General features: G+C 70.0%; 10 protein-coding genes. All 10 read right to left on the reverse strand.

The window, feature by feature from the left end; translation table 11 throughout:
- Nucleotides 1-29 precede the first annotated feature (29 nt).
- The gene (gene infB / locus ACFHPP_RS07640) at nucleotides 30-2,987 is read right to left on the reverse strand and encodes a translation initiation factor IF-2 (protein WP_437162668.1); all 2,958 of its coding nucleotides are present in this window, start codon (nucleotides 2,985-2,987) and stop codon (nucleotides 30-32) included.
- Nucleotides 2,988-3,172: 185 nt separating this feature from the next.
- Nucleotides 3,173-3,892 carry an RNA-binding protein gene (locus tag ACFHPP_RS07645; RefSeq protein WP_437162669.1) on the reverse strand — a complete coding sequence of 240 codons (720 nt, stop codon included), beginning with the start codon at nucleotides 3,890-3,892 and terminating at the stop codon, nucleotides 3,173-3,175.
- A complete protein-coding gene (gene nusA / locus ACFHPP_RS07650; RefSeq protein ID WP_437162738.1) occupies nucleotides 3,837-5,528 on the reverse strand; it encodes a transcription termination factor NusA in 1,692 nt (563 codons plus the stop codon). Before nusA ends, ACFHPP_RS07645 begins: the two co-directional genes overlap by 56 nt.
- A 10-nt stretch (nucleotides 5,529-5,538) precedes the next feature.
- Nucleotides 5,539-6,174: a ribosome maturation factor RimP gene (rimP, locus tag ACFHPP_RS07655; protein ID WP_437162670.1), complete on the reverse strand. Its 636-nt coding sequence runs from the start codon at nucleotides 6,172-6,174 to the stop codon at nucleotides 5,539-5,541.
- A 142-nt stretch (nucleotides 6,175-6,316) separates the two neighbouring features.
- Nucleotides 6,317-7,027, reverse strand: coding sequence for a tRNA (guanine(46)-N(7))-methyltransferase TrmB (gene trmB, locus ACFHPP_RS07660; RefSeq protein WP_437162671.1), 711 nt, complete (start codon nucleotides 7,025-7,027; stop codon nucleotides 6,317-6,319).
- A gap of 72 nt (nucleotides 7,028-7,099) precedes the next feature.
- The gene (gene metK, locus ACFHPP_RS07665) at nucleotides 7,100-8,287 is read right to left on the reverse strand and encodes a methionine adenosyltransferase (protein ID WP_437162672.1); all 1,188 of its coding nucleotides are present in this window, start codon (nucleotides 8,285-8,287) and stop codon (nucleotides 7,100-7,102) included.
- A gap of 128 nt (nucleotides 8,288-8,415) precedes the next feature.
- On the reverse strand, nucleotides 8,416-9,033 hold the full coding sequence (locus ACFHPP_RS07670; protein ID WP_437162673.1) for a DUF7002 family protein: 618 nt from the start codon (nucleotides 9,031-9,033) through the stop codon (nucleotides 8,416-8,418).
- A complete protein-coding gene (gene dapB, locus ACFHPP_RS07675) occupies nucleotides 9,033-9,806 on the reverse strand; it encodes a 4-hydroxy-tetrahydrodipicolinate reductase (RefSeq protein ID WP_437162739.1) in 774 nt (257 codons plus the stop codon). The genes ACFHPP_RS07670 and dapB overlap by 1 nt, the downstream gene beginning before the upstream one ends.
- Before the next feature lie 228 nt (nucleotides 9,807-10,034).
- Entirely contained in the window at nucleotides 10,035-11,192 is a 1,158-nt protein-coding gene (gene dnaJ / locus ACFHPP_RS07680; protein ID WP_437162674.1) for a molecular chaperone DnaJ, read from the reverse strand.
- A 113-nt stretch (nucleotides 11,193-11,305) separates the two neighbouring features.
- Nucleotides 11,306-13,231: a molecular chaperone DnaK gene (gene dnaK / locus ACFHPP_RS07685; RefSeq protein WP_437162675.1), complete on the reverse strand. Its 1,926-nt coding sequence runs from the start codon at nucleotides 13,229-13,231 to the stop codon at nucleotides 11,306-11,308.
- Nucleotides 13,232-13,439: the final 208 nt, after the last annotated feature.

The raw sequence follows: 13,439 nt of genomic DNA on the forward strand, positions 1-13,439 counted from the left end.
GCGCCCTTCATCCTGCGGCCAGTGAAGCGTCAGAGCGTGCCGGCGACCGTCTCGGTCTCGTAGCACTCGATCTGGTCGCCGACGCGGATGTCGTTGTAGTTCACGAAGGACATGCCGCACTCGTAGCCGTTGGTCACTTCCTTCACGTCGTCCTTGAAGCGACGCAGTGTCGAAAGCTCGCCCTGGTGGATGACGGTGCCATCCCGCAGCAGGCGCACGCCACAGCCGCGCTTCACGACGCCCTCGGTCACGCGGCAACCCGCCACGTTGCCGATGCGCTTGACCTCGAAGACCTGCAGGATCTGGGCGTAGCCCAGGAACTTCTCCCGCTGCACCGGCGCCAGCTTGCCGCGCACCAGCTCCTCGATGTCGTCCGCCACCTCGTAGATGATGGAGTAGTAGCGGATCTCGACACCGTCGCGCGTCGCCAGGTCGCGCGCCTGGGTGGTGGCGCGGACGTTGAAGGCGACGATGACGGCGCTGGAGGCCTTGGCCAGCTGGATGTCGCTCTCGGTGATCTGGCCGACCGCGCTGTGCAGCATGCGCACGCGGACTTCCTCGTTGCCGAGTTTTCCGAGCGTGACCGCGATCGCCTCGGCGCTGCCCTGCACGTCCGCCTTGACGACGACGGCCACTTCCTTCTGCGCGCCCGCCTGGATGCGGGCCAGCATGTCGGCCAGGCTGCCGCGACCGGCGGAAACCGCCGCCACCTGCTTCTCCCGCAGCTTGCGCGTGCGGAACTCGCTGATCTCGCGGGCCTTGGTCTCGTCCTCGACGGCGATGAAGTTCTCGCCGGCCGTCGGCACGCCCGAAAGCCCCAGGATTTCCACCGGCAGGGACGGCAGCGCCGTCTTCAGCTGGCGGCCCTTGTCGTCGAGCATGGCGCGAACCTTGCCCCACTCGGCGCCGGCCACGACGATGTCGCCGGTCTTCAGCGTGCCCTTCTGCACCAGCACGGTGGCCACCGGGCCGCGACCGCGGTCCAGCCGGCTCTCGATGACGGTGCCCTCGGCGGCGCGGTCCGGATTGGCCCGCAGGTCGAGGATCTCGGCCTGCAGCGCGATGGCTTCCAGCAGACGGTCGAGGTTCAGCTTCTTGGTCGCCGAGACCTCGATCTCCTGCGTCTCGCCGCCCAGGCTTTCGACCACGATCTCGTGCTGCAGCAGTTCCTGCTTCACGCGCTCCGGCCGCACGCCTTCCTTGTCGATCTTGTTGATCGCAACGATGATCGGCACGTTGGCGGCGCGGGCGTGGTTGATGGCCTCGATGGTCTGCGGCATCACGCCGTCATCGGCCGCCACCACCAGCACCACCATGTCCGTCACGCTGGCGCCACGGGCGCGCATGGCGGTGAAGGCGGCGTGGCCCGGCGTGTCGATGAACGTCACCTTCTGGCCACTCGGCACGGTCACCTGGTAGGCGCCGATGTGCTGGGTGATCCCGCCGGCTTCCCGCGCGGCCACGTCGGCCTGGCGCAGGGCATCGAGCAGGCTGGTCTTGCCGTGGTCGACGTGACCCATGATGGTGACGACCGGCGCGCGCGGCAGCATGTCGGCGTCGACATCCACCTCGCCCTCCAGCCCGATTTCCACGTCGCTTTCGGAGACGCGGCGAACACGGTGGCCGAATTCCTGCACCACCAGCTCCGCCGTGTCGGCGTCGATGGACTGGGTCAGGGTGGCCATCACGCCCATGCGGAACAGCGCCTTCACCACCTCGCCGCCACGGGCGGCCATGCGGTTGGCAAGTTCCTGCACGGTGATGGCTTCCGGCACGACCACGTCGCGCACCACCTTCTCGGCGCCCGAGCGCAGACGCTGCAACTCCTGCTGCCGGCGCTCGCGTTCGCGGGCACGGCGGACGGAGGCGATGGAGCGCGTGCGCTCATCCTCGCCCTCGATCGCGGCCGAGACGTCGATGCGGCCGTCGCGGCGCCGGTCGCCGCCGGGCACCAGGGACTTCTTCGCCGGCGGAAGCGCCGGCTTCTTCGCGGCACCCGCCGGCCCGGGCATGCCGGGGCGACGGATGACACCGCGCGGTGCCTCGTCCTCGTCGGCCAGCGGCGTGCGGGCCTTGAGCGTCAGCTTGGCGGCGGGCGTATCGCTGGCAGGCGCGGCCGGCTTCGCACCCGGCACGGCGCCGGGCGGCGCGGCCGGAGCCGGGGCGGCCGCGGCGGGACGCCGTGCGCCGAGCGCCGTCGGCACCGGGCCGGGACGGCCGGTGCGCAGCGGCTGCGCCATCGGACGGGCCAGGGACGGCATGCCGGGGCGACCGGACGGCGAGCGGGCCTGGGTGGGCTCCGCGGCACGCGGCGCCGGGCCACGGGACGCCGGCTGTACCGGCGGCTGCGGTGCGGCCGCTGGCGTCGGCCCAGATTCCACCGGGGTGGGTGCGGCGGCGACAGGCGGGGCCTGCGGCTCCTCCTCCGGCTCCGGCTCGACCACCGGCTGCTTCGGTGCGCGGCGCGCTTCCTCGGCGGCGCGACGCGCCTCCTCGGCGGCGAGGCGTTCCTCGTCCTCGGCGCGGCGACGCTCCTCCTCGGCGCGACGCTGCGCTTCCTCGGCGGCGGAGCGGACCTGAAGGGCCTGACGCTCACGCTCCTCCCGCTGGCGCTGCGCCTCGGCGCGGCGCTGCTCCTCGAGCACGCGCTGGCGCGTGGCGAGTTCCGATTGCGTCAGCGGGCGACCTGCGGCCGCCGGCGGCTTGCCGGCCGGCGCGGCGCTGCCGGATTTCGGCGGCCCGCCCACGGCCGGACGCGGGCCTGCCGCGCCTGGCGTTGGCGGCGAGACCCCGGGCCTGGCCTGCGCAGGTGCGGCGGCCGGGGCGGCGCGCTTCTTCAGCACCTCCACCTGCACCACCTTGCTGCGCCCATGGCTGAAGGACTGGCGCACGCTGCCAGCATCCACCGTCTTGCCCAGCTCCAGGCGTCCACCCGGCCGGAGTGAGAGCCGGCCCTTGGCCGCATCCTGGTCGTTCTGGTCGCTCATCCGCCGATCCGAACCTGATCTTTCGTCCGTCATATCCAGCCGCGCCGAAGCGCGACACCCTGTGCAGTCCGCGCAAGCGCGGGTGAAGTCTTAACCGCACCCCTGGAACACGGAGCGCGACGATCGAATCCCCGGCGATGGGCCGGGAACAAAACCCCGGCCTTCGGCCGAGGGGGGCAGTCCGCCTAGGGTGGCGCTTTTGGCGCGGCACCCCTGCTGTCGGCCGCGGCGGCGACGCCCGCGAGCCGTGCGGCTTCCGCCGCGATCGCCTGCGCCAGCTTTCCTGGCGCCACTGCAACATGCACTGCCCGGTCACGTCCGAACAGCACCCCAAGCTCCGTGCCGGTCAGCGGCGTCACCGCCGGGACCTGCCGGAGCCCCACCAACCGGGCCCGTTCCGCCGCACTGCCGTCCGAAGCCTGGACCAGCAGCGCCGCGCGCCCTGCCTGCAGCCATTCGAGGGCTGCCTGCCAACCGCTCACCGCCTGCCCGGCGCGCCGGGCGAGGCCGATGAGATCGCGGACCCGCCCCTGCAGGCCGGTCTCGATCCGCGCGCGAAGGTCGGGGGGCACGTGCACCGGACCACGCGCGGCCTTGGCAAAGGCCCCACGGGTCGCGGCACGTTCTAACACATCGGCCCGCGCGCTCAACCACATTCCCCGGCCGGGCAGCCTTGCGTTCAGGTCGGGGACCAACTGGCGGTCCGGCGACAGCACGAAACGCAGCATCGCCTCCTTCGGCAGCCGTTCCCGCGTTACCAGGCACCGCCGCAGCGGGCCGGTCTCCGGCTCGTCGGCGTCCGGCAGGTCGGGCGTCAAGTCGTCCGGCGTCAGGTCATCGGGCTGGGTGTCATGAGCGGGCTGCGTCGTCTTGTTCCCCATCGGTGGGCTCGCCGGCGGTTTCATCCGCGGGCTCCCCTTCGGCCGGCACGTCCGCGCCTTCGGCGCCTTCGTCTTCGCTCTCGGGGGCGTCCTCGCCCTCGGCATACTCATAGCCGCCATGCGCCGCGGCGTGGGCGCCGGCAACGTCCTCGTCTCCGAACCAGCCGGCGGATTGGCGCGCGGCCAGGATCACGGCGTTGGCGGTATCCTCGTCCACCGCATCGGTGCCGAGGATTTCCACCAGCTCGTCGCCCGCCAGATCCGCCAGGTCCTCCAGCGTCTTCACGCCCTTCTCGCCGAGCGCCACCAGCATGGCGGGGGAGAAGCCACCGACCTCGGCGACCGCGTCATCCACGCCCAGCTCGCGGCGCTTCTCGTCCATCTCACCTTCGATCTTGTCGAGGAAGGCCTGGGCGCGGCGCTTCAGCTCGGTGGCGACGTTCTCGTCGAAGCCCTCGATCTCTGCGAGTTCCTCATCGTCGACGTTGATGATGTCCTCGATCGAGCCGAAGCCCTCGGTCACCAGCAGGCCGGCGATGACGTCGTCGACATCCAGGCCCTCGACGAACAATCCGCTGCGCTTGCGGAAGTCCTCCTGCCGGCGTTCCGATTCCTCGGCCTCGGTCAGGATGTCTACATCGTAGCGCGTGAGCTGCGATGCAAGGCGCACATTCTGGCCGCGGCGGCCGATGGCCAGCGAAAGCTGGTCGTCCGGCACCACCACCTCGACCCGCCGCGCATCGTCGTCCAGCACCACCTTGGTGACCTCGGCCGGGGCCAGGGCGTTGACGATGAAGGTTGCTTGGTCGCCGGACCACGGAATGATGTCGATCTTCTCGCCCTGCAGCTCCTGCACCACGGCCTGCACGCGCGATCCGCGCATGCCGACGCAGGCGCCGACCGGATCGATGCTGCTGTCGCGGGAGATGACCGCCATCTTGGCACGGGAGCCGGGGTCGCGGGCCACCGCCTTGATCTCGATGATCCCGTCGTAGATCTCCGGCACTTCCTGCGCGAACAGCTTTGCCAGGAAGCCGGGATGGGTGCGGGAGAGAAAGATCTGGGGCCCGCGCGGTTCCTCCCGCACGTCGTAGATGTAGGCGCGGACCCGGTCGCCGTTCCGGAACGCCTCGCGCGGGATGGTCTCGTCGCGGCGCAGCAGGGCTTCCGCCTTGCCGAGCTCGACCATCAGGTTCCCGTATTCGGTGCGCTTGACGACGCCGTTGATGATCTCGCCGACGCGGTCCTTGTATTCCAGGTACTGCTTGTTGCGCTCGACCTCTCGCACCCGCTGCACGATCACCTGCTTGGCGGTCTGTGCGGCGATGCGGCCGAAATCGATCGGCGGCAGCGGGTCGATGATGAACTCGCCGGTCATGATGCCCGGCTTGATCTTCTGCGCGATGCGCAGCGAAAGCTGCGTCGCCTCGTTCTCCACCGGCTCGGCGTCCACCACCTCGGTCCAGCGGGAGAGCTTCACTTCGCCCGACTTGCGGTCGATGACGGCGCGGATGTCCTTCTCGTGGCCATACTTGGCGCGGCCGGCCTTCTGGATGGCCTGCTCCATCGCCTCCAGCACCTCGTCACGCTCGATCATCTTCTCGCGGGCGACGGCATCCGCCACCAGCAGCAGTTCCGGGCGCGCGATCGCGACATCCATCGCCATGGCGTCAGTTCCTCTTGGAATCGTCGGTTTCGTCGGAGACGTCTTCGGCTGGCAAGTTTTCGACTGGCAAGTTTTCGACTGGCAAGTTTTCGGCCGGCTGGCTCTCGGCGCGCCGTGCATTCGCGGCCGCGGCCAGCGCCGCGCTGGCCTCGATCAGCTCGTCGGTCAGCACCAGCTTGGCGCGGCGGATGTTGCCGCGGGGTACCACCAGCTCGGTGCCATCCTCCAGCCGCAGCCGCGCCTCCGCCGCATCGGCGCCCAGCGCGATGCCGCGGAAGCGCTTGCGGCCATCCTGCGGCACAGCGAGTTCCACCTGTGCCAGCTGGCCGGCATAGCGGTTCCAGTCCTTGGCGCGGGTCAGCGGGCGGTCGATGCCGGCGGAGGACACTTCCAGCTGCCATTCGCCGCGGATTGGATCTTCCACGTCCAGCACGGCGCCGACGGCGTGGCTGATCGCCTCGCAATCCTCAACGGTGAAGGTCGCCTCATCCGCGCGGTCGGCCATGATCTGGACCACCGGGCGTTCCTTGCCACTCACCTGCACGCGGACCAGCTCGTAGCCAAGCTGGCCGAGCGTGGGCAGGATGCTCGTGGCGATCCGGGCCTCGAGGCCCTCATGTTGTGGCTGGTCGTCGTCCATGCGTGCATTCCAGGCCGAAACGCCCGGGGCCAGGATCGGCCAACAAAAAAGGCGGCCCGGTTAGGGGCCACCTCCCGGACACATCGGAAAGCGAACTCGTGTCACAGGATATAGCGAAGCGGCGTGGCCGCTGCAAGCGGAGTCAGCTTCGCACGAACACCCACCAGACCGGCTGCCGCCCCTCCCGCATCGCCTTGGCCTCGTAGCGGGTGCCAGGGGTGCCTTCCGGGCGGGTGGTATGGCGCTCGGCCGGGGTGAACAGGCCGGTGCCGGCAAAGACCTCCGCCACCCAGGCCTGGTAGGTCGGGTCGTCGCTGGCGATGCGCCACTCGCCGCCCGGCCGCAGCACGCGGGCGACCAGCGGCAGCAGTTCCGGATGCACGAAGCGGCGCTTGGCATGGCGCGATTTCGGCCAGGGGTCGGGGAACATCAGCATCAGCCGGTCCAGCGCCCCCGCCGGCAGCAGGCCGAGCAGGTGGCGCGCATCCTGTGGCCACAGGCGCAGATTGGCCGGCAGCGGTGCCGTTGCTTCCCCGCCCTCCGGCACCAGCCGGGTGAGCAGGGAACACAGCCCGTTCTCGAAGACCTCGGAGGCGATGTAGGCGACCCGAGGATGCGCGCGGACCTGTTCCAGGGCGTGTTCGCCGCCACCGAAGCCCACCTCCAGCCACAGCGGCGCATCCGGCAGTCCGAAGGCCGCGTGCGGGTCGGCGGCCTGGTCCGGCGAAAGGCGCAGGCGCGGCAATGTCTCGTCCAGCAGGCGCTGCTGCCGCGGCCGCAGCTTGTGGCCGCGCTGGCGGCCATAGAGCCGGTCGGGAACGCCTTCGGCCAGGGGAGGACGGTCCGCTGTCATGCAGGCCTCGAAAAGAAAAGGGGCGGCGAGCCTGCGCCCGCCGCCCAACAGGTCAATGTGGGTTGGCGTGGACTACCGGTTGAAGGCCCGGCGGATTTCGTCCGCGAGGTCGGTCTTCTCCCAGGTGAAGGTGCCCTTCTCCGCATCCGGCGTGCGGCCGAAATGGCCGTAGGCGCTGGTCACGGCGTAGATCGGGCGGTTCAGGTGCAGATGCTCCCGGATGCCGCGCGGGGACAGGTTCATCAGCCCGTCCATCACCTTGGCGAGCTTGGTCTCGTCCACGTCCTGGCCGGTGCCGTGCAGGTCGAAATACACCGACAGCGGCTTGGAGACGCCGATCGCGTAGCTTACCTGGATCGTGCACTTGTCCGCGATGCCGGAGGCGACGACGTTCTTCGCCACGTAGCGCGCCGCGTAGGCCGCGGAACGGTCGACCTTGGTCGGGTCCTTGCCGCTGAACGCGCCGCCGCCATGCGGGGCGGCACCGCCATAGGTGTCGACGATGATCTTGCGCCCGGTCAGGCCGCAGTCACCGTCCGGTCCGCCGATGACGAAGGTGCCGGTCGGGTTCACGTACAGCTCGTTGTCCGGGCACATCCAGCCCTTCGGCAGGCTGGTTTCGATGATCGGGCGGATCATCCGCTTGATCTCGGCCTGGTCCAGGCGTTCCTCGTGCTGCGTCGAGACGACGATGCTGGTGGCGCCCACCGGCTTGCCGTCCACGTATTTCAGCGTCACCTGGGACTTGGCATCCGGCAGCAGGCCGGACACGGCCAGGTCGCCGGCGCGGCGCATCTCGCTGATGCGGCGCAGGATCAGGTGGGCGTAGTACAGCGGCGCGGGCATCAGCTCCGGCGTCTCGCGGCAGGCATAGCCGAACATGATGCCCTGGTCGCCGGCGCCTTCATCCTTGTTGCCGGCCGCATCGACGCCCTGCGCAATGTGCGCGGACTGCGCGTGCAGGTGGCACTCGACGCTGGCGTTCTGCCAGTGGAAGCCTTCCTGCTCATAGCCGATGTCGCGGATCGCCATGCGCGTCAGGTGCATCAGCAGTTCCGGCGTCACGTTGCCGGGGCCCCGGGTCTCGCCCGCCAGCACCACGCGGTTGGTGGTCACCAGCGTCTCGCAGGCCACGCGGGAATAGGGATCGGCCGAGAGGTAGGCGTCGAGCACGGTATCCGAAATGCGGTCCGCCACCTTGTCCGGATGGCCTTCGGAGACGCTTTCGGACGTGAAAAGGTATTCGCCTGTGTCGCGCATGGCGTGATTCGGCCTCTTGTCGCGGGAAGACCGGTTCGCCCCGGCCTGGCTGGATGGCCCGGGGGATCCGGGATGGGTGCGTATTGCAGTGCACTGTAGCGGGGTCAAGCCGAGGCGCAGACCTGGCCTCAGCCGGCTGGCCAGGGGTCCATCAGCAGGCCCTGCGCAAGGTCCGGCAGCGATCGTTTCAGGGCCAGCTCCACCGGCCGCCGGCCCTTTGCATCGGCATAGGCGCCGAGGCGGTGCCAGTCGGCCAGGCTGCGCCGGTGGCCGGGGTGGCGCACCGCGCCGGTGTTGATCGGGGTGAGCCAGGCCGCGTCGCCATGGCGGTCCAGCAGCCGCCGCGCATCGATCCGCAGCGCCACCTGGGGACGCCGTGGGTCCGCCCGGGCCAGGCCCTCGGCGCGATCACGATCCAGCCAGAAGAAGACATGGCCATTGATATGCCGGCGCCAGGCGGCGGGCGAGGTGCCGCTTCCGGCCAGGGCCGGGCCGAGCTTGCTGTCCCACATCTGCTGGCGGCGCAGCTCCACCTGGCCGTGCCGGGGATGGGCCAGGGTGACGAAGCGGCTGCGGTTCTGCTCCAGCAGCCGGGTCGCCTCGGGCTCCGGCACCTCGAACAGCGCGACGAGGTCCGACGCGGTCAGCAGGCCGTGGCGGCGCAGCATCGGCAGCGCGGCGATCGCGGCCACGTGCCAGACAACGCCGCCGGTCGCCGCGCAGATCGCCGCGGCATCCCAGCGCATCAGCGCATGCCGAGCACATCCATCATGGAATACAGCGCCGGCGGCCGGCCCCGCAGCCACAGCGCCGCCCGCACCGCGCCCACCGCATAGGACCGGCGGTCGAAGCTGCGATGGGTGAGGGAGATGTGCTCGGTCGCGGAGGCGAACAGCAGCGTGTGGTCGCCGACCACCTGGCCGCCGCGCAGCGCGGCGAAGCCGATGGTGCCGGTGCCGCGCGCGCCGGTGTGGCCATCCCGCCCGCTCTCGCTGCCAGCGTCCTCCAATGTCGTGCCACGGCCGGCGGCGACGGCGCGGCCGATGGCGATGGCGGTGCCGGAGGGGGCATCGACCTTCTGGCGGTGATGCATCTCGATGATCTCGGCGTCGTAGCTCTCGCCCGGCAGGGCGGCGGCAAGGCGTTCGGCCAGGGCCAGCACCAGGTTCACCCCGGGCGCGAAATTGGCGGCGTGAACGATGGGCGCCTGCGTCGCCGCCTCCGCCACCGCGCGTTCCTGCGCCGCCGACAGGCCGGAGGAGCCGAGGACCAGGTGCGTGCCGGTGCGGGCGGCGAGCGTCGCGTGCGGCACCGCCTCCTCCGCATGGGTGAAGTCGATGACGACGTCGCTGGCGAAGAACAGCGCGGCGGCGTCGGGCATCAGGGTGATGTTGGCGGGTACGGCGCGATCCGAGCCTGGGCGCACGGTGCCGCCGGACAGCGTGGCGCCGGCCGCGACGATCTCCTCCGCCAGCAGGCGCCCCATGCGGCCGGCCACGCCGGTTATGCCGATGCGGATCATGTGGTGGCGCCCCCGCGGTTTCGTGCCGCAGGCTGCGCGAAGGCTGTGTCGGGGGTCAAGGGAGGGGGGGCCGGCGGTGGCGCGGGTTGGGACCAGGGGAACCGCGCCACCGCCTGCCGGGGCCGCCGCAGGGGGGATACGGCGGTCGGAGTTCCCAACGTGGGCCTGCCCCGGCAGGTTCCATCCACATCGGAAAAAACTTGACAGTTGCAGCCAGGCCGCGGCCTAGCGGCCCAACCCGTCCCAGAACTCCTTGACCTTGGCGAAGAAGCCCTCGGTTTCCGGGCTGCTGCGGCCGGTCTTCTCGCAATCCGCCTCGAATTCGGCCAGCAGTTCCTGCTGCCGCTTCGAGAGGTTCTGCGGCGTCTCCACCGCCACCTGCACATACATGTCGCCGCGGGCGGCGGAGCGCAGCACGGAGAAGCCCTTGCCGCGCAGGCGGAACTGGTCGCCGGTCTGGGTGCCGGCCGGGATGGTGACGCGGGCGCGGCCGCCATCGATCACCGGAACCTCGACACCACCACCCAGCGCCGCCTGCGTCATCCGCAGCGGGACACGGACGAAGATGTTGGCGCCGTCGCGCTGGAACAGCGCGTGCTGCTTCACCGCCACGTCGACATACAGGTCGCCGGCCGGTGCGCCGCGCAGCCCGGCCTCGCCCTCGCCGGACAGGCGGATGCGGGTGCCGTCCTCGACGCCCGCCGGGATGGTGACGGACAGGGTGCGGTCGCGCTGGGTGCGACCCTGGCCGGCGCAGACCTTGCAGGGGTTCTTGATGATGCGGCCACTGCCCGAACAGGTCGGGCAGGTGCGCTCGATCAGGAAGAAGCCCTGCTGCGCCCGCACCTTGCCGGCGCCGTTGCAGGTGGTGCAGGTGGCCGCCGCCTGTGCCGCCGGGCCTTCGCTGCCGCTGCCCTTGCAGGCCTCGCAGACGACGGAGGACGGCACGCGGATGGTCTTCTTCACGCCGGAGAAGGCTTCCTCCAGCGTCACATCCACCTGCTGGCGCAAATCGTTGCCGCGCCCGGCGGCGGGCCTGCCGCCGCGGCCGCGGGCGCCGAGGCCGCCGAACATTTCCTCGAAGATGTCCTCGAAGGCGCCGCCGAAGGGGTTGCCGCCGCCGAAGCCGGCCCCGCCGCCGCCACCGCCGCCGCCCTGTTCGAAGGCGGCATGGCCGAAGCGGTCATAGGCGGCGCGTTTCTCGGCGTCCTTCAGCACGTCGTAGGCCTCGTTGGCCTCCTTGAACTTCGCTTCCGACCCCGTATCGCCCTTGTTGCGGTCCGGGTGGTGCTGCATGGCGAGCTTGCGGTAGGCCTTCTTCAGGTCCTCCTCGCTCGCGTCCCGGGCGACGCCCAGGACTTCGTAGTAGTCGCGTTTGGCCATGGTCCCGGGGGTCCTCGCGGGGCGGCGTGGTCGACAAGGCAGCGCCCGGCCCCGTACCCGGAAGGTACGGAAGCCGGGCGCGCCGGTTCAGGTGATCCGGAAGAAGCCGTGGTTTATGACGGCTTCTTCTTGTTCGGATCAACCTCCTCGAACTCGGCGTCCACCACCTTGTCGTTCGGGTTGCCGCCGGGGTTCCCCTGGGCGCCATCCGCGGGACCGGCTTCGGCCTGGGCGGCCTGCGCCTTGTACAGCGACTCGCCCATCTTCATCGCGGCCTGGGACAGGGTCTCGTTGGCCTTGGCGATGGCGTCGAGGTCCTGGCCCTCCATGGCGGTCCGCGCCGCCGCGATGGCGGATTCGACCTCGGCCTTCTCGCCGGCCGGGACCTTGTCGCCATTTTCCCGAATTGTCTTCTCGGTCGAATGGACCAGGGCATCCAGGCCGTTCCGTGCTTCCACGGCCGCGCGGCGCTGCTTGTCGGCGTCCGCATTGGCTTCCGCGTCGCGCACCATCCGCTCGATGTCAGCATCCGAGAGGCCGGACTTGGCCTGGATGCGCACCTGCTGTTCCTTGCCCGTCGCCTTGTCCTTGGCGGAGACCGACACGATGCCGTTGGCGTCGATGTCGAAGGTCACCTCCACCTGCGGCACGCCGCGCGGGGCGGGGGGCAGGCCGGTCAGGTCGAACTGGCCGAGCAGCTTGTTGTCGGCCGCCATCTCGCGCTCGCCCTGGAACACCTTGATGGTGACCGCGGACTGGTTGTCGTCGGCCGTCGAGAAGACCTGCGACTTCTTGGTCGGGATGGTGGTGTTGCGGTCGATCAGCCGGGTGAACACGCCGCCCAGCGTCTCGATGCCCAGGGACAGCGGGGTCACGTCGAGCAGCAGCACGTCCTTGACGTCGCCCTTCAGCACGCCGCCCTGGATGGCGGCGCCGATGGCCACGACCTCGTCCGGGTTGACGTTGCGCGCGGGCTCCTTGCCGAAGAACTGCTTCACCAGCTCGATGACCTTGGGCATGCGCGTCATGCCGCCGACCAGGATCACTTCGTCGATCTCGCCGGCGGTGACCTGCGCATCCTTCAGCGCCTGCTTGCAGGGCTCGAGCGTCTTGGTGATCAGGTCGTCGACCAGCGCTTCCAGCTTGGCGCGGCTGAGCTGCATCACCAGGTGCTTCGGCCCGGAGGCGTCGGCGCTGATGAAGGGCAGGTTCACCTCGGTCTGCTTGGAGGACGACAGCTCGATCTTGGCCTTCTCGGCGGCTTCCTTCAGCCGCTGCAGGGCGAGCTTGTCGCCGCGCAGGTCGATGCCCTGCTCCTTCTTGAACTCATCGGCCAGGTAGTCGATGACGCGGGCATCGAAATCCTCGCCGCCCAGGAAGGTGTCGCCGTTGGTGGACTTCACCTCGAAGACGCCGTCGCCGATCTCGAGGATCGAGACGTCGAAGGTGCCGCCGCCCAGGTCGTACACCGCGATGGTGCCGCCCTTCTTCTGGTCCATGCCGTAGGCCAGCGCGGCCGCCGTCGGCTCGTTGATGATGCGCAGCACCTCGAGGCCCGCGATCGAGCCGGCTTCCTTGGTCGCCTGGCGCTGGGCGTCGTTGAAGTAGGCGGGGACGGTGATGACGGCCTGCGTCACCTTCTCGCCCAGGTACGCCTCGGCGGTTTCCTTCATCTTGGTCAGGATATTGGCGCTGATCTGCTGCGGCGCGTAGGGCTTGCCGTCGGCTTCGACCCAGGCGTCGCCGTTGCTGGCGCGGACAATGTTGTAGGGCACCAGGCCCTTGTCCTTGTTCACCATCGGGTCGTCGAAGCGACGGCCGATGAGGCGCTTTACGGCGTACAGCGTGTTGGTCGGGTTGGTGACGGCCTGCCGCTTGGCGGATTGGCCGACCAGGCGTTCGCCATTCTTGGCGAAGGCGACCATGGAGGGGGTGGTGCGGGCGCCTTCCGCGTTCTCCAGGACCTTGACGTCCTTGCCTTCCATGATGGCGACGCAGGAATTGGTGGTGCCGAGGTCGATGCCGATGACCTTGCTCATCCGAGTCTATCTCCTGTGCGGCGGACGGGGGCGGCCCATGGGTGAAGAACCCTTCGGCACCGCGCCCGCCCCCAGATCCTTGACGGATGGTGGTGGGGTAGGGGGGTGGTTCACGGAAGCGGCGGACGGGTTTCGCACCCGCCGCCTCGCGTCCGTCATGTATTCAGGCAGGGGGCGGCGGACAAGACCCCGGACGCCAAGCAATCTG

Source organism: Falsiroseomonas sp. E2-1-a20, assembly GCF_051433195.1.
Classification (GTDB): Bacteria; Pseudomonadota; Alphaproteobacteria; order Acetobacterales; family Acetobacteraceae; genus Falsiroseomonas.